Below are 25,460 nucleotides of genomic sequence, written 5' to 3' on the forward strand. Positions count from 1 at the left end.
TCAGCAGTCCAGTGGGTTGCGCTTGTCCGGATCGATGCCGAACTTGACGATAGCGTCAGCCACCACTTTCGGTTCGATCTCGCCACGGTCAGCCAAGGCTTCCAGGGCAGCCAGCACCACGAAGTGGCGGTCAACTTCGAAGAAGTGACGCAGCTTCTTGCGGCTGTCGCTGCGACCGTAACCGTCGGTACCCAGGACTTTGAACTCTTTGCTCGGCACCCACTGGCGAATCTGTTCGGCGAACAGCTTCATGTAGTCGGTGGAGGCGATGACCGGGCCTTTGCGACCGTTCAGGCACTCTTCGACGTAAGTCAGCTGAGGCTTCTGGCCAGGCTTGAGGCGGTTGGCGCGTTCCACGGCCAGGCCGTCGCGACGCAGTTCGTTGAAGCTGGTGACGCTCCACACGTCGGCACCGACGTTGAACTCTTCACGCAGGATCTTCGCTGCTTCGCGGACTTCGCGCAGGATGGTGCCGGAGCCCATCAGCTGAACGTGGTGCGCGGCTTCGCGGGTGTCTTCTTCGAGCAGGTACATACCCTTGATGATGCCTTCCTCAACACCGGCCGGCATGGCTGGCTGCTGGTAGGATTCGTTCATCACGGTGATGTAGTAGAAGATGTCCTGTTGCTCTTCGGTCATCTTCTTCATGCCGTCCTGGATGATCACCGCCAGCTCGTAGCCGTAGGTCGGATCATAGGTGCGGCAGTTCGGGATGGTGCCCGCCATCATGTGGCTGTGACCGTCTTCGTGCTGCAGGCCTTCACCGTTGAGGGTGGTACGGCCGGCGGTACCGCCGATCAGGAAGCCACGGGTGCGGCTGTCGCCAGCGGCCCAGGCCAGGTCGCCGATACGCTGGAAGCCGAACATCGAGTAGAAGATGTAGAACGGCAGCATCGGCTGGTTGTGGCAGCTGTACGAGGTACCGGCAGCGATGAACGACGACATGGCGCCGGCTTCGTTGATGCCTTCCTCGAGAATCTGGCCCTTCTTGTCTTCGCGGTAGAACATCACCTGGTCTTTATCGACTGGCTCGTAGAGCTGGCCGACGGACGAGTAGATGCCCAACTGGCGGAACATGCCTTCCATACCGAAGGTACGGGCTTCGTCCGGGATGATCGGGACGATGCGCTGGCCGATTTCCTTGTCCTTGACCAGCTGCGCCAGGATGCGCACGAAGGCCATGGTGGTGGAGATTTCGCGGTCGCCCGAGCCGTCCAGGATCGCTTTCAGCGTTTCCAGGGATGGGGTCGGCACGCTGAAGCTCTTGGCGCGACGTTGCGGCACGAAGCCACCCAGGGCAGCGCGGCGCTCGGCCAGGTACTTGGCTTCGGCAGAACCTTCTTCCGGCTTGAAGAACGGCAGGTTCTCAAGGTCGGCATCCTTGACCGGGATGTCGAAGCGGTCACGGAAGTGACGCAGGCTGTCGACGTCGACCTTCTTGGTGTTGTGCGCGGTGTTCTTGGCTTCGCCTGCACCGGTGCCGTAACCCTTGATGGTCTTGGCCAGGATGACAGTCGGTTGCTCTTTGTGGTTCACCGCCTGGTGATAAGCCGCGTAGACCTTGTACGGGTCGTGGCCGCCACGGTTGAGCTTCCAGATCTCTTCGTCGGACAGGTCTTCGACCATGGCCTTGAGCTCTGGGGTGTTGAAGAAGTTCTCACGCACGTACGCGCCGTCTTTGGCTTTGTAGTTCTGGTACTCGCCGTCGATGACTTCGTCCATGCGGCGCTGCAGGGCACCGTTGGTGTCCTTGGCCAGCAGTGGGTCCCAGAAGCGGCCCCAGACGACTTTGTTGACGTTCCAGCCACCGCCACGGAACACGCCTTCGAGTTCCTGGATGATCTTGCCGTTGCCGCGAACCGGGCCGTCGAGGCGCTGCAGGTTGCAGTTGATGACGAAGATCAGGTTGTCCAGCTTCTCGCGGCCAGCCAGGGCGATTGCGCCCAGGGATTCCGGCTCGTCGCACTCGCCGTCGCCCATGAAGCACCAGACCTTCTGCTTGCCGGCCGGGATGAAGCCACGGGCTTCCAGGTACTTCATGAAGCGCGCCTGGTAGATCGCCTGGATCGGGCCCAGACCCATCGAAACGGTCGGGAACTGCCAGAAGTCAGGCATCAACCACGGGTGCGGGTACGAAGACAGGCCGTTGCCGTCCACTTCCTGACGGAAGTTGTTCATCTGGTCTTCGCTGATGCGGCCTTCCATGAAGGCACGGGCGTAAACGCCTGGCGAAGCGTGGCCCTGGAAGAACACCAGGTCGCCGCCGTGTTCTTCGGTCGGGGCCTGGAAGAAGTAGTTGAAGCCGATGTCGTACAGGGTGGCACTGGAGGCGAAGCTGGAGATGTGGCCGCCCAGGTCCGAGTCCTTCAGGTTGGTGCGCATCACCATGGCCAGCGCGTTCCAACGCACCAACGAGCGAATGCGGCGTTCCATGAACAGGTCGCCAGGCATGCGTGCTTCGTGGGTGACAGGGATGGTGTTGCGGTATGGCGTGGTGATCGCATACGGCAGCTGGGAGCCACTGCGGGTGGCCAGCTCGCCCATACGGGTCATCAGGTAATGAGCGCGGTCTTCGCCTTCTTTGTCGAGGACCGACTCCAGGGCATCCAGCCATTCCTGGGTTTCGATTGGATCGAGGTCTTGCATGGCTTGCTCCAGGGCGGAAAGGCAACCAGAATCGATTGCCTGAGTTTGCGACTGGCCTTATGGGCAGACGTCGTGAATTCTTGGATTACCGGAGTGTGATCCGGCGCCGTGTAGTTTTACTACAAATGCATTCGCATTTCATGCTTTTAGACAGTCGGGGTAGTAGTAAAACTACACAAATGCGGCTTTTGGTCGCACCCCGGCTTGTGGGGAAAAACGTTCATGTTGGTTGGCGATGTGTCGCGAACGGGTGATTCTTGATGTTTTTTGCCAGTGATTGCTTTTTTTCAGCTATTTCCAACTTTTGTATGACAGTCCAACCGTGGTCCGCCTTCCATTTGGCCGCCTTTACCCCTCTCTTTCACGCCGATCAAGGATAGTCCATGCGCCTGCCTTTGCCGCTCGATCTGCCCGCCACCCTGCAACCGCTGGTCGCTCGTAATCAGCAGTTCCTCAGCGAAGCTGTGGCTGGCCACCCCGAACTCGACCTGAACGGTTGCAGCCCGGCCCATCGGCAACAGTTCGACCAGGTTGCTGCCGCCAGCGACTTCGTCCTTGGCCTGGCCCAGCGCGAACCGGCCATGCTGCTCGCCCTGATGGCCAGTGGTGAACTGGACCGCCGCTACGCGCCCGGCGAGTTGCGCGGGCAGATCGGGGCGGTGGCCCAGGCAGCGCAAAGCGAAGACGAACTGGCGCGTAACCTGCGGCGCGAGCGCAATCGCCAGCAGTTGCGCATCATCTGGCGCGACATTACGCGCCAGGCCGAGCTGGGCGAAACCTGCCGTGACCTGTCCGACCTTGCCGATGCCGCCATCGACGAAGCGTATCAATGGCTGTACCCGCGCCATTGCCAGCAGTTCGGCACGCCCATCGGCCACCGCAGCGGCCTGGCGCAGCACATGGTGGTGCTGGGCATGGGCAAGCTGGGGGCGGTGGAGCTGAACCTGTCGTCGGACATCGACCTGATCTTCGCCTTCCCCGAGGGCGGCGAGACCGAAGGGGTGAAGCGCTCGCTGGACAACCAGGAGTTCTTCACCCGCCTGGGCCAGCGCCTGATCAAGGCCCTGGACCCGGTCACCGTCGACGGTTTCGTGTTCCGCGTCGACATGCGCTTGCGCCCTTACGGTTCGGCCGGTTCGCTGGTGCTGAGCTTCAATGCCCTGGAGCAGTACTACCAAGACCAGGGCCGCGACTGGGAACGCTACGCCATGATCAAGGCGCGGGTGGTGGCCGGTGACCAGGCGGCAGGCGCTCAGTTGCAAGAGATGCTGCGCCCGTTCGTCTACCGCCGTTACCTGGACTTCTCGGCCATCGAAGCCCTGCGCACCATGAAGCAGCTGATTCAGCAGGAGGTGCGGCGCAAGGGCATGTCCGAGAACATCAAGCTGGGTGCTGGCGGCATCCGCGAGGTGGAGTTCATCGCCCAGGCCTTCCAGCTGATCCATGGCGGGCGAGACCTGAGCCTGCAGCAACGGCCCTTGCTCAAGGTGCTGGCGACCCTCGAAGGGCAAGGTTACCTGCCACCCGCGGTGGTGGCCGAGTTGCGCGAAGGCTACGAATTCCTGCGTTATACCGAGCACGCTATCCAGGCCATCGCCGACCGCCAGACGCAGATGCTGCCGGACAACGAAATTGACCAGGCGCGGGTCGCCTACATCCTCGGCTTCGCCGACTGGCAGGGCTTCCATGACCAATTGATGTACTGGCGCGGCCGGGTCGATTGGCACTTCCGCCAGGTGATCGCCGACCCCGATGATGAGGACGGCGAGGGCGAACTGGTGGTCGGTGGCGAATGGTCGCCGCTGTGGGAGCAGGCGCAGGATGAAGACGCGGCCTGTCGTCAGCTTGAAGAAGCCGGGTTCAAACAACCCGCCGATGCCTTGCGTCGCCTCACTGGGTTGCGGGGCAGCCCGCAATTGCGCTCGATGCAGCGCATTGGGCGCGAACGTTTGGACGCCTTTATTCCAAGGCTCTTGGCCCAGGCCGTGGAGCACCAAGACCCTGACCTGGTGCTTGAACGCGTGCTGCCGCTGGTCGAAGCGGTTGCGCGGCGGTCGGCCTACTTGGTGCTGCTCACCGAAAACCCGGGTGCCTTGCGCCGCCTGTTGACCCTGTGCGCGGCCAGCCCTTGGATCGCCGAGCAGATTGCCCGCTACCCGTTGCTGCTCGACGAGTTGCTCAACGAGGGCCGGCTATTCAGCCCGCCATTGGCGCCGGAGCTGGCCAGCGAACTGCGCGAACGTTTGACGCGCATCCCCGAAGACGACCTGGAACAGCAGATGGAGGCGCTGCGCCACTTCAAGCTGGCCCACAGCCTGCGTGTGGCGGCCTCGGAAATCAGTGGCAACCTGCCGTTGATGAAAGTCAGCGATTACCTGACCTGGCTGGCCGAAGCCATCCTCGACCAGGTGCTGGCCCTGGCCTGGCGCCAGACCGTAGCCCGCCACGGCCAGCCCAAGCGCAGCGACGGCAGCCTGTGCGACCCGGGCTTCATCATCATTGGTTATGGCAAGGTCGGTGGGCTTGAACTGGGCCATGGCTCGGACCTGGACCTGGTGTTCATTCACGATGGCGACCCCCAGGCCGAAACCGATGGCGCCAAGCCGATCGACAGCGCGCAGTTCTTTACCCGCCTGGGCCAGCGCATCATCCACTTGCTGACCACCCAGACCAACTCTGGCCAGCTGTATGACGTGGACATGCGCCTGCGCCCGTCCGGCGCTTCAGGGCTGTTGGTCAGCTCGCTCGGTGCCTTCGAGCGCTATCAACAGAACGAGGCCTGGACCTGGGAGCACCAGGCCTTGGTGCGTGCGCGTGTGCTGGTCGGCTGCAAACAGGTGGGCGCGGCGTTCGAAGGCGTGCGCGCCAACGTCCTGGGCCAACCCCGTGACCTTGAGACGTTGCGCACCGAAGTCAGTGAAATGCGCGCCAAGATGCGCGGCAACCTCGGCACCAAGGCCACGGCTGCCGGCACCGCAGCCAATGCCTTCGAGGCCGGTGTACCCTTCGATATCAAGCAGGATGCCGGCGGTATCGTCGATATCGAATTTATGGTGCAATACGCGGCTTTGGCCTGGTCCCACGACCACCCGGCCATACTCCGATGGACCGATAACATCCGCATTCTGGAAGAGCTGGAGCAGGCAGGTTTGATGCCGGCCAGTGACGCGGTGCTGTTGCGTGAAGTGTACAAGGCGTTCCGTTCTGCCTCGCACCGCCAGGCCCTGCAGAAGCAGGCCGGGGTGATCGATGCGGCGCAGTTTGCCGATGAACGCCGCGAGGTGCGGCGGATCTGGGGCGAGCTGGGTTTGACTTGATACCGCTGAGGCCCCTGTAGGAGCGGCCTTGTGCCGCGAAGGGCTGCAAAGCAGCCCCAAAGGTCCATGCCTCACCACCGGTGTTACACTGTCCGCCACATAGCCTGAATATAAAGAGGGGAGGCCAGGCTGTACCGCAGCCTGTAGCCTCCCCGAGCGTTTCTGGACTAAGCATGAGAATACTGATCATTGGCCCCAGCTGGGTCGGCGACATGGTAATGGCGCAGACCTTGTTCCAGTGCCTGAAACAGCAGCACCCCGACTGCGTGATCGACGTGCTGGCGCCCGAGTGGAGCCGGCCGATCCTCGAACGCATGCCCGAGGTGCGCCAAGCCTTGAGCTTCCCGCTCGGCCACGGTGCGCTGGAACTGGCCACCCGACGTCGCATCGGCAAGTCCCTGGCCGGCCAGTACGACCAGGCAATTCTGCTGCCCAACTCGATGAAATCGGCGTTGGTGCCGTTCTTTGCCGGTATTCCCAAACGCACCGGCTGGCGCGGCGAGATGCGCTTCGGCCTGCTCAACGACGTGCGCAAGCTGGACAAGGCACGCTACCCGTTGATGATCGAGCGCTTCATGGCCCTGTCCTACGCGCCGGGCGTCGAGCTGCCACAGCCTTACCCGCGCCCCAGCCTGCAGATCGAACCGCAGAGCCGTGACGCCGCCCTGGCCAAGTTCGGCCTGGCACTCGACCGCCCGGTGCTGGCGCTGTGCCCCGGTGCCGAGTTTGGCGAGGCCAAACGCTGGCCGGCCGAGCACTACGCCGCCGTGGCCGAGGCGATGATCCGCCAGGGCTGGCAGGTGTGGTTGTTCGGTTCGAAAAGCGATCACCCCGTCGGTGAGCAGATCCGCGATCGGCTGATCCCGGGCTTGCGTGAAGAATCCTACAACTTGGCCGGCGAAACCTCGCTGGCCGAGGCCATCGACCTGATGTCCTGCGCCGATTCCGTGGTGTCCAACGACTCCGGGCTGATGCACGTGGCGGCCGCGCTGAATCGCCCGCTGGTCGCCGTGTATGGCTCGACCTCGCCGGGCTTCACGCCGCCGCTGGCCGAACAGGTGGAAGTGGTGCGCACCGGCATCGAATGCAGCCCGTGCTTCGACCGCACCTGCCGCTTCGGCCACTACAACTGCCTGCGCCTGCTCGACCCGCAGCAAGTCATCGCCGCCTTGCACAGCCTGGGCGGTCCGAACCTGATCGATACCGTGGCCGAGGTCGACTAAGTGCGGGTACTGATCATCAAGACATCGTCGCTGGGGGATGTGATCCACACCCTGCCGGCGATCACCGATGCCGCCCACGCGATACCGGGCATTCGTTTCGACTGGGTGGTGGAAGAAGGCTTTGCCGAGATCCCCAGCTGGCACCCGGCAGTCGACCAGGTGATCCCGGTGGCGATCCGTCGCTGGCGCAAGAACATCTGGCAGACCCTCAAGAGCGGCGAGTGGAAAGCGTTCAAGCAGCGCGTTCGCGCGCGCAAGTACGACCTGGTGATCGATGCCCAGGGCCTGGTCAAGTCGGCCTGGCTGACCCGCTACGTCAAGGCACCGGTGGCCGGGTTGGACCGCTACTCGGCGCGCGAAGGCCTGGCCAGCCGTTTTTATGACCGGCGCCTGTCGGTCGCCACGGGCCAGCACGCGGTCGAGCGTGTGCGCCAGCTGTTCGCCCTGGCCCTGGCCTACGACTTGCCGGAGGGCATCGGCAACTACGGCCTGGACCTCGATCGCTTGCAATTGCCGCCGGCCGCGCCCTACGTGGTGTTCCTGCACGGCACCACCTGGGCCACCAAGCATTGGCCCGAGGCTTACTGGCGCGAGCTGGCCGAGCGCATGGGCCGGCGCAAGCTGCAAGTGCGCCTGCCGTGGGGTAACCCGGCCGAGAAGGCACGCGCCGAACGTATCGCCCAAGGCTTGAATAACTGCCAGGTACTGCCCAAGTTGAACCTTGTCGGCGTCGCCCGCGTGCTGGCGGCGGCCAAGGCCTGCGTGGCGGTGGACACCGGCCTGGGCCATTTGGCTGCGGCGCTGGATGTGCCGACCATTTCACTGTTCGGCCCGACCAACCCGGGCCTGACCGGCGCCTATGGCCGCGCCCAGGTTCACCAGGCCAGCGATTTCCCCTGTGCGCCGTGCCTGCAGAAAAAGTGCACCTACAAGCCGAGCGCCGATGACCTGCGCCGGTTCGATCTCAAACGCGAGTGGCCGCTGTGCTTCACTCGCCTGAATCCCGAGCATGTGGCGAGCCGCTTGAGCGCGCTGCTGCTGGCTGAGGATGTTCGTTGATGCAACTGGCTTTCGTGCTTTACAAATATTTCCCCTTCGGCGGGCTGCAGCGCGATTTCATGCGCATTGCCCTGGAATGCCAGAAGCGGGGCCACCAGATCCGTGTGTACACACTGATCTGGGAAGGTGACATTCCGCCTGGCTTCGAAGTGCTGGTGGCGCCGGTCAAGGCGCTGTTCAACCACCGCCGCAACGAGAAGCTCAGCGCCTGGATGGAAGCCGACCTGGCCAAGCGCCCGGTCGACCGCCTGATTGGCTTCAACAAGATGCCGGGGCTGGACGTGTACTACGCCGCCGACGGCTGCTTCGAGGACAAGGCCCAGACCCTGCGTGGCGGCCTCTACAAGCGCTGGGGCCGCTACCGGCACTTTGCCGAGTACGAGCGCGCGGTGTTCGCCAAAGACTCGAAAACCGAGGTGCTGATGATCTCGGAGGTGCAGCAGCCGCTGTTCGTCAAACACTACGGCACCCCGGCTGAACGCTTCCATCTGCTGCCGCCGGGCATTTCCCAGGACCGTCGGGCGCCGGCCAACGCCGCCGAGATCCGCGCCGAGTTCCGCCAGGAATTCAACCTGGGCGACGATGACCTGTTGCTGGTGCAGATCGGTTCGGGCTTCAAGACCAAGGGCGTCGACCGCAGCCTCAAGGCCTTGGCCGCGCTGCCGTCGGCCTTGCGCAAGCGCACCCGGTTGATGGTCATCGGCCAGGACGACCCCAAAGTCTTCCAACTGCAGAGCGCCACCCTCGGCCTGGGCGACCAGGTGCAGTTCCTCAAGGGGCGTAGCGATATCCCACGCTTCCTGCTGGGCGCTGACCTGCTGATCCACCCGGCCTACAACGAAAACACCGGCACCGTGCTGCTCGAAGCACTGGTGGCAGGCTTGCCGGTGCTGGTCTCCAAGGTGTGTGGCTACGCCCATTACATCGCCGAAGCCGACAGCGGCCTGGTGTTGGACGAGCCGTTCGAACAGGAACAGCTCAACGGCTACCTGCAACGCATGCTCGAAGACCCGCAGGCCCGTGCCGACTGGTCGCGCAACGGCCTGGCCTTTGCCGATACGGCCGACCTGTACAGCATGCCGCAGCATGCTGCTGATGTGATCCTGGGGCAGGAGACCGCATGAAGCTGATACTGGCCGAACCCTTCAAGCGCTTGTGGGCCGGGCGTGATGCCTTCGAGGCCGTGGAAGCGCTGCAAGGCGAGGTATACCGCGAGCTGGAAGGGCGCCGCACGCTGCGCACCGTCGTCGAGGGCGAGGGGTTTTTCGTCAAGATTCACCGCGGCATCGGCTGGGGTGAGATCTTCAAGAACCTGTTCAGCGCCAAGCTGCCGGTGCTCGGTGCCGGCCAGGAATGGCGAGCCATCCAGCGCCTGCACGAGGTCGGCGTGCCGACCATGACCGCCGTCGCCTATGGCGAGCGCGGCAGCAACCCGGCCACTCAGCATTCGTTCATCGTGACCGAAGAACTGGCGCCGACCATCAGCCTGGAAGACTTCAGTATCGACTGGGTCAAGCAGCCGCCCGCGCCACGCCTCAAGCGTGCGCTGATCGCCGAAGTGGCGAAGATGACTGGCGGCATGCACCGCGCCGGGGTCAACCACCGCGACTGCTACATCTGCCACTTCCTGCTGCACACCGATCGCCCGGTGACGCCAGAAGACTTCAAACTGTCGGTCATCGACCTGCACCGTGCCCAGACCCGGGCGACAATCAGCCGCCGCTGGCGTGACAAAGACCTGGCCGCGCTGTACTTCTCGGCGCTGGACATCGGCCTGACCCGGCGCGACAAGCTGCGCTTTTTGCGTGGCTACTTCCAGCGCCCGCTGCGCCAAGTGCTTGCCGACGAGGCCGCGCTGCTCGCCTGGCTGGAACGCAAGGCGCAGAAACTCTATGACCGCAAACAACGCTATGGGGATGCACTCTGATGGCGGGTTGGACACTGGCGCCAGGCTACGAACACCTGGCGGCGGATTTCGGCAGCCTTGACGCAGTCTTCGCCCTTCAAGGTGAACGCCTGACCCGCGACCCGCTCAGCGAAGTGGTGCGCATCGAGCGCGAGGGCATCAATTACTACGTCAAGCGTTACACCGGGGCGGGCAAGCACATGCGCCGCTACCTCGGCCGGCCGCGCATCAAGGCCGAATGGCAAAACCTCAAGCAGTTCGCCAAGTGGGGCATTCCCACCGCCGAAGTGGTCGCCTGGGGCCTGGAGCGCAAGGGCCTGGCGTTTGGCCGCGGGGCGATGATCACCCGCGAGCTGCCGCGCACCGAAGACCTGTCGGCCTTGGCCGAACGCAAAGACCCGCGCCTGGCAGACCCCGCCTGGGTCGACCACGTCAGCCGCCAGTTGGCGCGCCACACCCGGGTCATGCACGAGCACCGTTTTGCCCACAACGACTTGAAGTGGCGCAACCTGCTGGTCGACGACCAGGGCACGCTGTTCTTCATCGACTGCCCGACCGGCGACTTCTGGCGCGGCTTCATGTGGCGGCACCGGATGATCAAAGACCTGGCGTGCCTGGACAAGGTCGCCAAATACCACCTGTCGGCGACCCAGCGCCTGCGTTTCTACCTGCAATACCGTGGTCGCGACAGGCTCAACGCCCGCGACAAGCAGCGGATTCGCCAAGTGCTGAGCTTTTTCGAGGGAAGGGAATGACCGATTACCTGGCCAGCGCGGACCTCGCGCTGCTCAAACGCCACGGCTTGAACGATTTCGACGCGCTGTGGGCGCTGCAGCTCGATGCCGTGGACGAGCCCAACACCGGCCGTGGGGGCTGGAGCAGCGTGTTCCGCCTGGAACTCGAAGGCAAGGGCTACTACCTCAAGCGCCAGAGCGACTACCTCACCCGTACCTTGCACCGGCCATTCGGCGAGCCAACCTTCGCCCGCGAATTCCGCAACATCAGCCGCTACCAGAAGCTGCACATTCCGGCCTTGCAAGCGGTGTTCTATGGCGAGCGCAAGCAGGCCGGCGAGCACCGGGCGATCCTCATGACCCGTGCCTTGGACGAGTGGGCCGACCTGGACAGCCTGCTGGCTCAGTGGCCGCAGTTGGGCGATGCCGAACGCAACGGCATCCTCGAGGCCTGCGGCCAGTTGGCGCGCACGCTGCACAGTGCTGGCCAGGTGCACGGCTGCTTCTACCCCAAGCACATCTTCCTGCGCCAACGCCGCGAAGGCTGGGATGCCCAACTGATCGACCTGGAAAAAACCCGGCCCCTGCTGTTCGGCATGCGTGACCGGCTCAAGGACCTGGAGCCCCTGTTGCGCCGTGCCCGGGCCTGGAGCGAGGCGGATGTGCGTCACCTGCTGGCAGCCTACCTGGTGCAGCCGGCGGACAGCACGCTGGTCGGCACCTGGCTGCAACGCCTGACGCAACGCCGTCGTGAAAAAGAGGCCCGCTGATGCGTTTGTCTGAACTGAAAGAGGCCGGGCGCGCCCCGGCATTGCCCCTTAACGTGAGCCTGGCCGATGCCGCCGGCAGCGCCGAGCTGCAACTGCTGAGCCTGCTGCGCGTGCTGCCCGGCCAGCGCTATGTGGGTGCTGGTGTCTGGCGTGGCACGCCGGTGCTGGCCAAGCTGTTGGTGGGCAGCAATGCTGCCCGGCACTTCCAGCGCGAGCTGCAAGGCGTCAAGTGGCTGGCCGAGCAGGGCCTGACCACGCCCAAACTGCTGGCCGATGGTTTGAAGGAAGGCGACGGCGGCTGGCTGCTGTTCGCGTTTCTGGATGGTGCCGAAAGCCTGGCCGATGCCTGGGCCGCCGTGGAGCACCTGCCGGTACTGGCAGACGAGCAACACGCGGTGTTGGGTGAGGCGCTGACGGCGGTGGCGCAGATGCACGCCAAGGGCTTGTGGCAGGAAGACCTGCACCTGGACAACCTGCTGCGCCATGGCGGCAAGCTGTACCTGATCGACGGCGCGGGCATCAAGGCCGAGACCCCGGGCCAGCAGTTGTCGCGCCCGCGTGTGCTGGAAAACCTCGGCGTGTTCTTCGCCCAATTGCCCAAGCGCCTGGAGCCGTTCATCGAAGAGCTGTTGGTGCATTACCTGTTGGCCAATGCCGAGCACGCGCTGCCACTCGAAGCGCTGCAGAAGCAGGTGGACAAGGTGCGCAACTGGCGCCAGAAGGACTACCTGGAAAAGGCCGGCCGCGAGTGCTCGCTGTTCAGCGTCGAGCGTAGCCTTTCGGGCCTGCGGGCGATTCGCCGCGCTGAGGTGCAGGCCATGCTGCCGGTGCTGGAACACGCTGATGAGCTGATCGACAAGGGCCACTTGTACAAGACCGGTGGCGCCGCCAGTGTGGCCCGCATCGAGGTCGATGGCCGGCAACTGGTGCTCAAACGCTACAACATCAAGAACACTGCGCACTGGTTCAAGCGCTTCTGGCGCCCGAGCCGTGCCTGGCACTCGTGGATCGAAGGCCATCGCCTGGAATTTCTCGACATCGCCACCCCACGCCCTCTGGCAGTGCTAGAGGAGCGTGTCATGGGCCTGCGCAGCCGTGCTTACCTGGTCACCGACTATGTCGATGGCCCGGACCTGACCGCGTGCTTCGCGCCCTATGTGGAAAACGGCGAGGCACCTGAAGAGCAGGTCGATGCGCTGGTGAAGGTCATGCAGCAACTGATCCGCGAGCGCATCAGCCATGGCGACTTCAAGGGCCATAACCTGTTCTGGGATAACGGCCAGTGGTCGCTGATCGACCTCGATGCCATGTGCCAGCACGCCACCCAGCTCAGCTTCGCCCCGGCCTACGCCCGTGACCGGGCGCGGCTGCTGCGCAACTGGCCGCGTGACAGTGCCTTGTATCAACGGCTGGACAGGTTGCTGCCGCGGTTGTCCGAATAAGCTGCCGGCAGCGCCAGCCAGTTGCTGCTGCGGCCGGTCTGGCGCACGCGGATGCGCCATTGCGCATCCTGCCAGCGCAGCACTGCCCACGCGGGCACCGTGCCGCGCAGCGTCTCAGGCAACACCAGGTGGTAGTGAGCAGCGAGCAGATGGCGGCGCACAGGTAACTGGTGGCTGCCCAGTTGCAGGTACAGCGTGGTGTTGTCCTGAAACAGCTGGGCATCGTCTTCGGTCGCGGTGCCGTGTAACGAGGTGGTCAGGCGGCAGTCTTCCAACAGTTGCTGGATATTCGGCAACCCGTCGTACCAGAGCACTGGGGAGTCGACCACCCAACGGCCATCCAGGCAGCGCTTGATCGGCAGCTTCAGGTAGGTGTTCGGCTGGTTCGGGTCGGTGGCGCGCCAGCGTGTGCCGTCGAAGGTGACATTGAAGTAGCGGCCCAGGTTATCCCTCACGTAGTACTGCGACAGGCCGGGGCTCGCCGACTGCTGTTCGTACACGGCCTCGCCGTGCAGTGCATCGATGCGGTAGCGCAGCCTGGCCACGTCAGGGGTTGCTTCGTAATGCTTGGGCAGCGGCACCGGTGGCGGTTTGGGCAGGCCGCGCATCACCCGGCGCATCAGCCCAGAGCCTGCCATGTCGTTGAGCCCCGCCGTGGCGTGGCCGAGTGCGGCGACTGCGTGATGGAGCGCGCCACTGTGGTCGTCCCTGTCGAGCGCTTCGAAACCGTCCCAGATGGAAATGCCCATGCGCCCGAATGCCAATGCGGTCGAGCCCGCCTGCGGCAACACCAGGGTGAGGATATCCAGCACCAGCCTGAGCACATTGACCGAGAACTCTCCCAGCAGCTCCTCGTTGCTGCGCGTCACGGCATCGGCCTGGGCCATCAGGGTACTGACCTCGGCGCGGTAGAGGGCGTCGTACAGGTTGCCGGTGATGGTCTGCAAACTGATATGCGAGCCCAGGCGCCCACGCACCAGTAGTGCTTCCAGGGCTTTGCCATTGCCTAACGGCAGGCGCTGCAACACATAGCGGCGCAACTGCGCATCGCTGCGCACGGCGCGAATCAATGCTCGAGCGTTGTCGTATTCACGCCAGGGGCGGCGGTCTGGCGCGTCGGGGCTGTAGACCACGATGCGATAAGAGTGCTCCGGCGAGACCAGTAGCACGACACCTTGCAGGGTTTGCCCCTGTATCAGCATCTGTCGGGCGATCACCTGTTGTTCATTGCGGTGCGGGCGGGTATGGCTGTCAGGTGAGTGAATAACGCAGTCGGCCCAACCATAACCCTGCTCGATCATGCTCGGCTGGAAATGCCCAGCGTAGCGCGCCTTGACCGCTTCTGCGTACATGCGCGTGCGGCTCAGTTGCCCGTAGGCCTGCTGCCGCCAGCGGCCATGGGGCGAGTCGAGCAGTTGGGTGCGCAGATAGGCCTGGTAGCCGCTGCCGGCATTCAGGCGCCGTACGATTTGCTTGACCCGCAGTGGCGTCAGGGCCGGCAGCGGCTGATCGGCGTCAAGGTGCACGCGGGCGGTCAGCCAGTAATCGACGTCGAACCAGGCAATATTAAGCAGCGCCAGTTCATCGAGCCGATAGCTGTGGTTGACCAGTTCAATCGTCCCGCCGGCATGCGGGCGGCTGGCCACGGGGATGTAGGCGCTGGTGTCGAGCGGGTTGCTGACGGGGCCGACCTGGCGCGCCAGGGTTACGCTAATCGAGATCTGCTCTGGTGCGGTGTCGATGCCCGGGTCTTGCTGCAGAAACTCGCGCAGCCGCTGACGCACCCAGGCCAGCAGGGTGTGCCGTTGGTTGAACTGCTCCAACGTGAGGATGCCTGGCGCGGCTGCGACCGTGATGGCCGCCACCTGCTCTTGCATGGCTTGCATGATGTGGGCAATGCCTTGCTGTGAGGTCGAGCGCAGCCAGTCTGGCATGTGTTTTTCGAGTAGCAGGCCATAACGGTTAGCCACCGGGCCTTGGCTGCCTAGCGTGTGGCGCAGGTCCAGCGCGTTGGCCAGATGCGCGTCGAGGTGTTCGATATGGCGTTGCAGGCTTCGGTCCCATGCCGTTTGCCAGGCGTCTGACAAACGCTTGCCATGGGCGTCGCGAATCGCCAGGGCTTGCGCCTCGGCGAGGTCCTCGTTGTACCAGTTGTAGCGCAGGCGTTCGGCGCCGTGGGTACGTTGGCGATCTGCAGAGGCGACCAGCAGTTGGGTCAGGGGCGTGTTTTGCAGCGGGTCTTCGAGGCGCTCGCATAGCTCTGTATGCAACTCGGCCAGGCTGTCGAAGGCTTCGATGCCGTGCGCGATGCTGCACAGGAGTACCCGCCCGACCGACGCTTGTGCTTCGAGCAAATGCCCCTCTGGGCCGCTTTCGGTGAGGATCAGCACGCCAGGCAAGTGGCTGCGCCAGTTGGGCGTCGAGCCCGACAGCAGCGGGCGGTACACTTGTGGGCGGCTGGCCGCCGGCAAGTGTCGGCGTTGCCAAGGCTGCGGGTATTCAAGGCAGGTGGTCAGCAGTCGGGCGTGCTCCGCTGACAGGGTCTGGTCGTGGCTGCGCAAGCGCATCTCGGTGAACAGTTGATCGCGGCGCAAGCTGGCAAGACGCGTCATCCGGCTCAGCCCGCTATCGTCGCGCGCGAGCCAATAGCTGGCCAGGCGCGCATGCAGGCCTTGGCGAAGGGTTGCGCAAAAGTTGCCGATGCGGACGTTGAAGTCACTTGGCAGGTTGAATGGGCGGTCGTCTAGGCGGGGCTGGGCGCCAGCCGGTGGCTTGAACGTGTCGCCATCGAACAGGTGAAAGCCGATCAGGTCCAGCAGGCGGAAGCGCCCGAAGTACAAGGTACGGGCGCGGATCGTTTGATCGGGGAACAGAGTTTGCAGGTACTCGTCGACGCAGTGTTCTACCCCCGGCAAGGGCGGCAGTAGGACTTCGAGTTGGCTGTCCAGCGACTGGAGGCGCAGCAGCGGTGTCATGGCCTATCTCCTGGTGAAAGGGGACCATGCTGCACCGCGTTGGCCGGGCGGCTGCGTTAACCCATTACCTCAACGCCGCCAGAAACCGCGCAGTGCCAAGTACGCCGGCAGGCCCAGGCCCACCCAGGACAAGCCATCCCACGCGCCGTCGCCCAGCAGCGCAGCGAACAGGCCCAAGGCACCGAGCAGGGCGATGAGTGCCGGCCAGGCGAAAATCTTAGTGGTCGATCGCGACGCGTGGCTCATGCCTTGCACTCCCGTGGTTTGCGCTGCTTGCCCCACCACAGGTACAGGCCGCTGCCGAGCACGATGAGGGTCAGCACGTCGAGCACCGCCCAGAGGATCTGCATGGGGCGCCCGCCGTAGTCACCGAAGTGCAGCGGCTGCGACAGGCCCATGGCGTCCATGTACCAGGGCCGCTCGCCGACGGCGGTCACCTGCAGGGTCTGCGCATCGATCAGCACCGGGGTGAGCAGGTGCGAGGTCAGGTGCGTGGCGCCTTTCATGAACACGGCGTAGTGGTGCTCGCTGGAAAAGCGCGTGCCGGGGAAGGCGATGAAATCCGGGCGCATGCCGGGCGCCGCGTGCTCGGCGATGGCCAACAGGCGGCTGGCTGGGGCGCGTTCGGTGAGCGGCGGGGCATCACGGTAGGGGGCGACCATGGCGGCCAGGCTGTCGTTGCGCCAGGCGGCGATGACCAGGTCGGACAGTGCACTGATCACACCGGTGACGCCAACCGTCAGCGCCCAGGCCAGGGTCACCACGCCGATCAGGTTGTGCAGGTCGAGCCAACGCAGGCGGCGGGACTTGTCGTGGCGCACCGTGGCGAAATCCAGGCGGCGCATGAACGGCGCGTAGAGCACGGTGCCAGAGACGATCGCCACGACGAACAGCACGCCCATGAACGCCAGCAGCAACTTGCCAGGCAGGCCGGCGAACAGGTCCACGTGCAGGCGCAGCATGACCATCATGAACCCGCCGTTCGCAGCCGGCATGGCGACGGCTTCGCCGGTGCGGGCGTCGAGCATGAAGGTGTGCGACGCATTGGGCTCGGTGCCGGCGGTCGCGGCTGTGATTGCCACCACGCCGTTGCGTTCGTCCTCGTCGTAGCCGAAGTACTGCATCACCTCGCCTGGGCGGTGTTGTTCGGCCTTGAGCACCAGCTGTTGCAGGTCGAGGTGCGGGGTGCCGGCGGGCATCTCGCGCAGTTCGGGAGCGTCACCGAGCAGCTGTTCCAGCTCGTGGTGGAAAATCAGCGGCAGGCCGGTGAGGGCCAGCAACAGCAGGAACAGGGTACAGACCAGGCTGCTCCAGGTGTGGATGAAGGACCAGCGGCGGATGGTTGAGCTTTTCATTTCATTTTGTTTCTCGACGTCCAGAAAGACCAAAGCCGCCCTCTGAAGGACGGCTTGGTCGGCGCGCGTGGGGCGTCAGGTCATCACCATTTGTAGGTGGCGCTGGCGACGACGCTGCGCTCATCTCCGTAGTAGCAGTAGTAACTGTCACAGGTGGAGAGGTAGTCCTTGTTGAACACGTTGGTCGCGTTGACCGCCACCGACGCGCCTTTGAGGCTGTTGTTCAGGCGGCCGAGGTCGTAGTGCACCGAGGCATCGAACACGGTGTAGGCATTGGCCTTGCCCAGGTAGGTGTTGGCCTGGTCGCCATAGGTATTGCCGGTGTAGCGCGCGCCACCGCCGATGCCAAAACCGTCAAGCACGCCGCTGTGCCAGGTGTAGTCGGCCCACAGCGAGGCTTGCTGGTTGGGCATCAGTTGCAGGCGGTTGCCTTTGTAGTCGCCCTTTTGCACTTCGGACTTGGCCAAGGTGTAGGCAGCGGTCAACTTGAGGTTTTCGCTGACGTCGGATACCGCTTCCAGCTCCAGGCCGCGCACTTTCACTTCGCCAGTCTGGCTGGTGACGCTCACGTTGCCGATGGTGTTGGTGACCGAGACGTTTTTCTGGGTCAGGTCATACACGGCTGCCGACAGCAACGTGTTGGAACCTGGCGGTTGGTATTTGATACCCAGCTCCCATTGCTTGCCTTCGGTCGGTTTGAACGACTCCGTGGCAGACACGGCGGCATTGCTGGCCGGCTGGAACGACTCCGCATACGACAGGTACGGCACAAAGCCCGAGTCGAACACATAGCTGATCGCCGCGTTGCCGCTGAATTGCTTGTCACGTTGGGTGTTGGTGGCATCGCCCTGGTTGAGGTACTTGGTGCCGGTGTGCACCCAGTCTTCCCGGCCACCCAGGGTCAGGCGCCAGTTGTTCAGTGCCATCTGGTCTTGGACATACAGGCCCGTCTGACGGGTTTTCTGGTTGTAGTCATAGAACGCCGTGGAGCGGTCCGGGCGGGTGATCGGCAGCCCGTAAACCGGGTTGTTGACGTTGCTGTTCGGTACGTTGAAGCCGTAGATCGACAGGTAGTTGGTGTTGACGCGCTGGTGGTCCAGGCCGATCAGCAGGGTGTGAGTAATGTCCCCGCTGGCGAAGTCAGCCTGGAAGTTGTTGTCCACGGCGAATTGGCTGATGTCTTCGTCGACGTTGGTGGACATGCGGCTGACGGTACCATCGTCTTGCACCGGGCCACCGGGCGCGTAGTAGCTGCCGGGGGTGATGGTCTGGAACGCCAGGTCCGACTTGGTGTAGCGCAGGTTCTGGCGGAACTGCCAGACATCGTTGATGCGATGCTCGAAGGCATAGCCCAGCGCGTAGTAGGTGCGGTCGTAGAACTCGTAGTCCGGATCCCCCAGGTTTTTGTGGTGGGAGATCTTGCCGAACGGCATGTCGATCTTGGTGCCCTGGATCGGCCGAAACTGGCTGGTGGCGCCCGTATCGTCGCGGGTGAACTGGGTCAGCAAGGTCAGCGAGGTGTCGTCGTCGATGTTCCAGGTCAGGCTCGGGGCGATGTTGTAGCGCTTGTCGTCGATATGGTCGATCTGGGTGCCGCCATCGCGGATCACGCCACTGACGCTGTACAGAAACTGGCCTTGGTCATCGATTTTGCCGGTGCTGGCGAAGTTGATCTGGCGGTGGTTGTCGCTGCCGTACTGCAGTTCGATTTCGTGGGCGCTTTCAGCTTGTGGGCGACGGCTGACCATGTCCAGCAGGCCGCCCGGTGGGGTTTGCCCGTAGATCGAGGACGCCGGGCCGCGCAGCAGTGCGAGGCGGTCGAGGTTCCAGGTTTCGGCTTTCGGGTTGGCGTACACGCCACGGGGCAGCGGCAGGCCATCGAGGAACTGGGTCGGCTCGAAGCCACGCACGCGCATCCAGTCATAGCGTGTGTCGCTGCCGAAGCTGGCAGACACGATGCCGGGCATGTAGCGCACGGCATCATCCAGGCTGTGCACGCCGCGGTCGGCCATTTGCTGGCGCGTGGCAACAGAGATGGAGCGGGGGACTTCGACCAGCGCGGTATCGGTCTTGGTGCCGGCGGCGGTGCGCTTGGCGAGGTAGCCCTCTACCGGGCCCCAGGCGCTTTCGCTGACGCTGTCGGCATTCACGGTGGTTTCCGGCAGTGCCAGGGTGCCGTCAGGGACGGCCACCAGGCTGTAGCTGCCAACGCTGCTCTGCTGCAGCTGCAAGCCGGTGCCGCGCAGGGCGGCCTGCAAGGCGCCGATGCCGTCGTACTGGCCGTTGACCGGGGCCGAGGTGCGGCCGCTGACCAGGGCCGGGTCGATGGCCAGGGCGATGCCCGATTGGCTGGCGATCTGGTTGAGGGTGCTGGCCAAGGGCGCGCTAGGCAGGTCGTAGGCGCGCTGGGCGGATTGCTCGGCGGCGAACAGGGCAGGGCTGGCCAACGGCGCGGCCAGGCCAATGGCCAGGGCCATCAGGCTGGGGCGCAGGATACGATCGACAGTACGGGACATGCAGCGGCTCCTAGACGGATAAGTGCTAACTGCTTCCTTGCCGAGCGAGATTTCAAAAGTGACAGGGGCTGTCGAAAAAAAAGTGAAAAACTTCAAGAACCGGCAATGCCCGTTCAAACGCCATCCGCTGTAGGAGCAGCCTTGTGCTGCGAAGAGGCCAGTGAAAGCAGCGAAGATCCACTGTGTTGTCGCTGGCCTCTTCGCAGCACAAGGCTGCTCCTACAGTGAATTCGCGCCAGAACAACAGATCACTATTTGGCCTTGACGGTCACCCACCACGGCGTATGCCGCTCGATCTGCACCGGCAGTGCGGGCACCAGCGAGGCCAGGGCCAGGTCGGTGTCGGTCAGCGGGAAGCTGCCGGTGACACGCAGGTCGGCGACTTCGTCAGCCACCCCGAGATGGCCGCTGCGGTAACGCCCAAGCGCGGCCAGCAAGTCAGCCAGGCGCACGTTGTCCACCACCAGCATGCCGCGGGTCCAGGCATCGGCGCCGACGGCGACTGTGCCGACCTGGCCAAGCCCGTTGGCATCCATGAGTACCTGCTGGCCTTCGCGCAACACCTGCTCGTCGCCACTGTTCAGCGGCATGGCCGCGACCGAGGCCTGCAGCACTTCCAGGCGAGTGCCCTGCGCCTCACGGCGCACCAGGAAGCGTGTGCCCAGCGGGCGAAGGCGACCGTCGTCGGTGCGTACCAGCAACGGGCGTGGGTCTTGGTGGCCAGTCTCGACCGAGATCTCGCCCTGGTGCAGCACGATCACCCGTTGCTCGCCTTGGTAGTCGATATCCACCGCGGTATGGGTGTTCAGGCTCAGCAGGGTGCCGTCTTCCAGGCGCAGGGTGCGCAGCTCGCCGGTGGCCGTGCGTTGGTCGGCGAGCCAGTAGTTCGGTGACAGCGACGGGGCGCCGACCCAGGCCAGCAGCGAGCCTAGCAGCAACATCCCGGCCAGGCCGCTGCCAACCTTGCCGATGCGCCGCCGCAGCCCGGCCCGCGACTGCAGCAGTGCCTGGCGCGCAGGCCCGGCAGCGGCGCTCACGCGCTGGTCGAGGCTGCCCAACTGGCGCCAGGCGCGGGCATGCTCTTCGCTGGCGGCGTGCCAGCGCATGAACGCGTTGCGTTCATCAGGCGTGCCACTGCCTTCATCCAGGTTCAGCTTCCAGGCGATGGCCGCTTCCAGGACGCGGGACGATACCGGTGAGCCGTTCACGTGGGCTCCCCGTACAGGGCCACATAGCACTGGCGCAGGCCTTGGGCGATGTACTGGCGTACCCGCGAGACCGAAACGCCAAGGCGCTCGGCGATTTCGGCATGGCCCATACCGTCCAGGCGGTTGTACAGGAAGGCCGCCCGCGCTTTGCTCGACAGCTTGCCCAGCAGGCGGTCAATGGCTTTGAGGTCTTCTAGAATCAGGTGCTGGGTTTCCGGGGAGGGGTGTTCGGCTTCGGGCAGCAGGGCGAGCTCGGCCAGGTAGGCCTGCTCCAGCGCGGTGCGGCGGAAATGGTCGAACATCAGCCCTTTGGCCACGGCGGCCAGAAAGGCGCGTGGCTCGCGGGGCGTTTCCAGCCGATCACGGCCGAGCAGGCGCACGAAGGTGTCCTGGCTCAGGTCTTCGGCACGCTGACGGCAGGCCATGCTGCGTTGCAGCCAGGCGAGCAGCCAGCTGCGATGGTCGCGGTAAAGCGCACCGACCAGCTCGGCGTGTGGGCTGTGTGCAGAAGACAAGCAGCGTCCCCCCGGAACGAATGCATTAACTAACGATAATTATTCGCGATTGTTGCAGAGGCAGGGGGCGGGGCGCAATGGACGCTTATCGGATTGCCACTATGGTTGGGGCGCCGCCGGGTGTAATGATTGGGTGATTTGGCGCCTGTGAGATCGAGCGCCGCCCGCGCGGCGCATCGCGAGCAACGCTCGCTCCTACGTTTGTTTCGGGCCAATTATTCCTGGGGCATATGCGCGCGACCGCCTTGTATGTTCGACGCGATAACGCGCCATGCGCCAAGGCGATCGCGCGCACCTGTCACAGGCGTTACTGGCCAAAAATAAACGTAGGAGCGAGCGTTGCTCGCGATGCGCCGCGCGGGCGGCGCTCGATCTCACAGGCGCAACAACCCTCAAGCCCTACAAACCGTGACTATGCACCTTACGCCGACGCCACCCCCGCAACCGCTGCTCCAGCTGCAACGGGCTGTCCAGCTGCTGGCGGCGGGCCTGGCTGAACAGGATCAAGGCCAGCTCAGCAGTCACCTGGGCATCGGCACTGGCATGGTGGCGCTCTTCCACCTGCAGGCCAAAACGCGCAACCCAGTCATCCAGCCCGGCTTCGCGCAGCACCGTGTCGGGGTTGAGCATCGGCGCCAGTTCGGCAACATCGAGAAACGGCAACTGCAGGCGATAGCCCAGGCTTTCTTTCAGCGCGCGCGCGAGCATGCGCTGGTCGAAGGGCGCATGGAACGCCAATACCGGGCTATCGCCAATGAAGTCGAGCAGGTCGAGCAAGGCCTCGACCGGGTCGCAGCCGGCCGCCAGGGCACTGGGCCCCAGCCCGTGGATCAACACGCTGGCGTTGGTCTTCTGGGTGGGGCGGTACAGGGTGCGTTCAAACTGCTGGGCAAAGTCGATAGCACCGTCTTCAATGGCCACGGCGCCAATCGACAACACCTGGTCACGGTTGGGGTTGAGGCCGCTGGTTTCCAGGTCCAGCACCACCCAGCGCTGTTCACGCAATGTGCACACCCCCAGCGCCGCGGGCTTGGGCAACTGCGCCAGGCGCTGGCGCGAGGCGTCGTCCAGGTCGGGCAGGCTGGGACGTAGCCAGGCGAACAAGCTCATAGCTGGTACCGCAAGGCCAGGCTGCTTTGCAGGCGCTGCGCCTGGCGCAGCGACTCTCGCAGAATGCGCCGGTCCAGGTGGTTGAGGCTGTCTGGGTCGACGCGGTTGGAGTAGGGCAGGTTATCGCGGGTCTGGCGCTGGTGCTGCTGCATGCGGGTTTGCTGGATGAAGTGGTAAGCCTCTTCATACGCTGCGCCGTCGAGTGGCTCGATGACGCCTTTCGTCACCAGTTGGCGCAGGCGCTCGAGGGTGTTGCAGGCACCGATGCCATTGGCCAGGGCCAGCAACCGCGCGCCATCGACGAAGGGCGTCAGGCCCTGCACCTTGAGGTCGAGGGTGGCGGCCTTGTCATTGCCTTGGCGGGTCAGCACGAATTCACGCAGGCGGCCCACGGGTGGGCGCTGGCGCAGGGCGTTGTCGGCCATCATGCGCTGGAAGAGGCGGTTGTCGGCCACCTGCGCCAGCAGGCTTTGGCGCAGTTGCTCGCAGCCTTGCTCGTCACCCCAGACCACGCGCAGGTCGAAATAGATGCTCGAAGCCAGCAGGTTTTCCGGGCTGGCCTCGCGGACGAAGCCGGCAAAGCGCTGCGCCCATTCGCTGCGTGACAGGCACAGCTCGGGGTTGCCGGCCATGACATTGCCTTTGCACAGGGTAAAACCGCACTGGGCCAGGCATTGGTTGATGTACTGCGCCAGTGGCAGCAGGCGGGCTCGGACCGCGTCGGCTTCGGCGCTGTCGCGGGCGTCGAACAGGATGCCGTTGTCCTGGTCGGTGTGCAGGGTCTGCTCGCGCCGCCCTTCGCTGCCGAAACACAGCCAGCTGAAGGGCACGCCTGGGTCGCCGCGCTCGGCCAGGGCCAGTTCGATGACCCGGCAGACGGTGTGGTCGTTCAACAGCGTGATGATCTGGGTGATCTGCGTCGACGAGGCGCCGTGGGCGAGCATGCGCTCGACCAGTTGGCTGATCTCACCGCGCAGGGAAACCAAGGTTTCCAGGCGCGGTGCATGACGAATGGTACGCGCCAGGTGCACCAGGTCGACCCGTTGCAGGGAGAACAGGTCACGTTCGGAGACCACCCCGCACAGGCGTTGGTTGTCCACTAGGCAAACATGGGCGATGTGCCGCTCGGTCATGGCCATGGCGGCGTCGAAGGCGCTGGCCTGCGGGCTGAGGTAGAACGGTTTGGCGGTCATGTGCCGCTCGATCGGCGCACCCAGGTCGGCATCGGCGGCCGCCACCACCTGGCGCAGGTCGCGCAGGGTGAAGATGCCGATCGGGTAGCGTGCGGGGTCGACCACGACAATGCTGCCGACCTGCTGCTCGTGCATCAACCGCACGGCGTCGCGCAGCGGCATGTCGGGGCTGCAGACCACCGGGTGACGCATGGCCAGTTCGCCCAGGGGAGTATTCAACGAGTACTGGGTGCCGAGGGTTTCCACGGCGCGTTGGCGCACTTGCTGGTTGACCTGGTCGAGCAGGCTGCTGACCCCGCGCAGGGCGAAGTCGCGAAAGGCTTCCGACAAGGAGAACACGCGGATGAACGCGGCCTTGTTCAGTTGCAGGCAGAAGGTGTCCTCACCGGCCAGGTGCTCGGTGCGGGTGGCACGCTCGCCCAGCAGCGCCGCCAGGGGGAAGCACTCGCCGCTGGTGATCTCGAAGGTGGTTTCCACCCCGGGTTTGACCAGGTGCTGGCGCTCGCCGACGACACGCCCCTGCTTGACGATGTAGAAGTGCTCGACCGGGCCATCGGCGGGTTTGACGATGCTTTCGCCGCTGGCATAGAAGCGCAGCTGGCACTGCTCGACCAGATACGCCAGGTGGCCGTGCTCCATCTGGTTGAACGGGGGGAAGCGCTGCAGAAACTGCAACGTGCCTTGTATGTTCTGTAGCACAGCCGTCCTGCCCGCCTGGCTGTAGGCGTCCTTTTTACTCATGAAGCTGACCGTATCGCTACGCCGAACTATATATATCTATATATAGGTGCCGGCCTTGTTGTTCTCGGTCCCCATGGTCGGCTGGCTGCGCTGTGGTGCCCATTGGACGTAAGTCTATGAGCGGCGTGTGATCAATATCGCATGATGCGGTCTTACCGTGAGCACGACTTTTTGACGAGATGACCATGGTTGAGCATGACGACCTCCTGAGTGACGCCGAACGCGAGGCACTGGCCGTGGTGAGTGCGCCTGTTGCGCCCCGACCGGTGGTGCTGGTGGTCGATGACAATGCCGTGAACAGGAAGGCGCTGAGCTACTACCTGAAAAGCCGGGGCATCGATTGCATGACGGCCGATGGTGCTCTGGAAGCGCTGTGGAAACTGCACTGGGAACCCAGAATTGCCCTGATGATTACTGATCTGCGCATGGAGCCCAAGGATGGAATGGCGTTGATCCGGCAGATTCGTGAATCGAGGTGGGCGGCGTTGTCGATCATCGTGGTGTCGGGTGACACCGATGTGAAAGAGGCGGTGGACGTGATGCACCTTGGGGTGGTGGATTTTCTGCTCAAACCAGTGGATCTGGAGAAACTGCTGGGGTTGGTGAAGAAAGAGTTAAGGCTCAAGTAGGTCGGTTGCTTGTGCCATAGCATTCGCGGGCAAGCCCGCTCCCACAAAGACCCCACCGCATTCGAGCTGAGTGGGGTACCTGTGGGAGCGGGCTTGCCCGCGAATGGGCCGCACAGCGGCC

The 25,460-nt window shown here is 64.2% G+C and carries 18 protein-coding genes; 9 read left to right on the top strand and 9 right to left on the bottom strand.

All coding sequences use genetic code 11. From position 1 onward, the window contains the following. Positions 1 to 2,646, bottom strand: coding sequence for a pyruvate dehydrogenase (acetyl-transferring), homodimeric type (gene aceE, locus GIB19_RS15865; RefSeq protein ID WP_027594324.1), 2,646 nt, complete (start codon positions 2,644 to 2,646; stop codon positions 1 to 3). 383 nt (positions 2,647 to 3,029) lie between these two features. Here aceE and glnE point away from each other — a divergent pair, with 383 nt between their 5' ends. The 8 genes from glnE to GIB19_RS15905 all read left to right on the top strand — a co-directional run bounded on the left by glnE (position 3,030) and on the right by GIB19_RS15905 (position 13,097). Then, positions 3,030 to 5,963: a bifunctional [glutamate--ammonia ligase]-adenylyl-L-tyrosine phosphorylase/[glutamate--ammonia-ligase] adenylyltransferase gene (gene glnE, locus GIB19_RS15870; protein ID WP_274887162.1), complete on the top strand. Its 2,934-nt coding sequence runs from the start codon at positions 3,030 to 3,032 to the stop codon at positions 5,961 to 5,963. A gap of 173 nt (positions 5,964 to 6,136) precedes the next feature. Next, complete coding sequence (gene waaF, locus GIB19_RS15875; RefSeq protein ID WP_274887165.1) at positions 6,137 to 7,186, top strand: lipopolysaccharide heptosyltransferase II; 1,050 nt, start codon at positions 6,137 to 6,139, stop codon at positions 7,184 to 7,186. Next, positions 7,187 to 8,245, top strand: coding sequence for a lipopolysaccharide heptosyltransferase I (gene waaC / locus GIB19_RS15880; protein ID WP_027594327.1), 1,059 nt, complete (start codon positions 7,187 to 7,189; stop codon positions 8,243 to 8,245). Further along, on the top strand, positions 8,245 to 9,369 hold the full coding sequence (locus tag GIB19_RS15885) for a glycosyltransferase family 4 protein (RefSeq protein ID WP_099428137.1): 1,125 nt from the start codon (positions 8,245 to 8,247) through the stop codon (positions 9,367 to 9,369). The genes waaC and GIB19_RS15885 overlap by 1 nt, the downstream gene beginning before the upstream one ends. Further along, entirely contained in the window at positions 9,366 to 10,172 is an 807-nt protein-coding gene (gene rfaP / locus GIB19_RS15890; RefSeq protein ID WP_085274046.1) for a lipopolysaccharide core heptose(I) kinase RfaP, read from the top strand. Before GIB19_RS15885 ends, rfaP begins: the two co-directional genes overlap by 4 nt. Further along, complete coding sequence (locus GIB19_RS15895) at positions 10,172 to 10,906, top strand: lipopolysaccharide kinase InaA family protein (protein WP_274887168.1); 735 nt, start codon at positions 10,172 to 10,174, stop codon at positions 10,904 to 10,906. Before rfaP ends, GIB19_RS15895 begins: the two co-directional genes overlap by 1 nt. After that, the gene (locus GIB19_RS15900; RefSeq protein WP_085274048.1) at positions 10,903 to 11,655 is read left to right on the top strand and encodes a lipopolysaccharide kinase InaA family protein; all 753 of its coding nucleotides are present in this window, start codon (positions 10,903 to 10,905) and stop codon (positions 11,653 to 11,655) included. The genes GIB19_RS15895 and GIB19_RS15900 overlap by 4 nt, the downstream gene beginning before the upstream one ends. Continuing rightward, entirely contained in the window at positions 11,655 to 13,097 is a 1,443-nt protein-coding gene (locus tag GIB19_RS15905) for a lipopolysaccharide kinase InaA family protein (RefSeq protein WP_274887171.1), read from the top strand. Before GIB19_RS15900 ends, GIB19_RS15905 begins: the two co-directional genes overlap by 1 nt. On the opposite strand, the gene GIB19_RS15910 is transcribed toward GIB19_RS15905, so the two are convergent. The 8 genes from GIB19_RS15910 to GIB19_RS15945 all read right to left on the bottom strand — a co-directional run bounded on the left by GIB19_RS15910 (position 13,058) and on the right by GIB19_RS15945 (position 24,710). Continuing rightward, entirely contained in the window at positions 13,058 to 16,072 is a 3,015-nt protein-coding gene (locus GIB19_RS15910) for a dermonecrotic toxin domain-containing protein (RefSeq protein WP_274887172.1), read from the bottom strand. The two genes, GIB19_RS15905 and GIB19_RS15910, sit on opposite strands and share 40 nt — an antisense overlap. Positions 16,073 to 16,141: 69 nt before the next feature. Beyond that, positions 16,142 to 16,318, bottom strand: a complete 177-nt coding sequence (locus tag GIB19_RS15915; protein ID WP_172960334.1) for a hypothetical protein — start codon at positions 16,316 to 16,318, stop codon at positions 16,142 to 16,144. Beyond that, positions 16,315 to 17,427 (bottom strand): PepSY-associated TM helix domain-containing protein, encoded by a 1,113-nt coding sequence (locus tag GIB19_RS15920; RefSeq protein ID WP_274887174.1) that lies wholly within the window; start codon positions 17,425 to 17,427, stop codon positions 16,315 to 16,317. The genes GIB19_RS15915 and GIB19_RS15920 overlap by 4 nt, the downstream gene beginning before the upstream one ends. An 83-nt stretch (positions 17,428 to 17,510) precedes the next feature. Then, positions 17,511 to 19,943, bottom strand: coding sequence for a TonB-dependent siderophore receptor (locus tag GIB19_RS15925; RefSeq protein ID WP_274887176.1), 2,433 nt, complete (start codon positions 19,941 to 19,943; stop codon positions 17,511 to 17,513). Positions 19,944 to 20,194: 251 nt separating this feature from the next. Further along, a complete protein-coding gene (locus GIB19_RS15930; RefSeq protein ID WP_274887177.1) occupies positions 20,195 to 21,151 on the bottom strand; it encodes a FecR domain-containing protein in 957 nt (318 codons plus the stop codon). After that, positions 21,148 to 21,666, bottom strand: a complete 519-nt coding sequence (locus GIB19_RS15935) for an RNA polymerase sigma factor (protein ID WP_099428143.1) — start codon at positions 21,664 to 21,666, stop codon at positions 21,148 to 21,150. Before GIB19_RS15935 ends, GIB19_RS15930 begins: the two co-directional genes overlap by 4 nt. Before the next feature lie 399 nt (positions 21,667 to 22,065). Next, complete coding sequence (locus tag GIB19_RS15940) at positions 22,066 to 22,776, bottom strand: 3'-5' exonuclease (RefSeq protein WP_274887179.1); 711 nt, start codon at positions 22,774 to 22,776, stop codon at positions 22,066 to 22,068. Next, positions 22,773 to 24,710 carry a DUF294 nucleotidyltransferase-like domain-containing protein gene (locus GIB19_RS15945; RefSeq protein WP_274887180.1) on the bottom strand — a complete coding sequence of 646 codons (1,938 nt, stop codon included), beginning with the start codon at positions 24,708 to 24,710 and terminating at the stop codon, positions 22,773 to 22,775. The genes GIB19_RS15940 and GIB19_RS15945 overlap by 4 nt, the downstream gene beginning before the upstream one ends. 179 nt (positions 24,711 to 24,889) lie before the next feature. Here GIB19_RS15945 and GIB19_RS15950 point away from each other — a divergent pair, with 179 nt between their 5' ends. After that, complete coding sequence (locus GIB19_RS15950) at positions 24,890 to 25,339, top strand: response regulator (RefSeq protein WP_256215050.1); 450 nt, start codon at positions 24,890 to 24,892, stop codon at positions 25,337 to 25,339. The last annotated feature ends 121 nt before the right edge of the window (positions 25,340 to 25,460 follow it).

Source organism: Pseudomonas sp. ITEM 17296 (assembly GCF_028895205.1).
Classification (GTDB): domain Bacteria; phylum Pseudomonadota; class Gammaproteobacteria; order Pseudomonadales; family Pseudomonadaceae; genus Aquipseudomonas; species Aquipseudomonas kermanshahensis.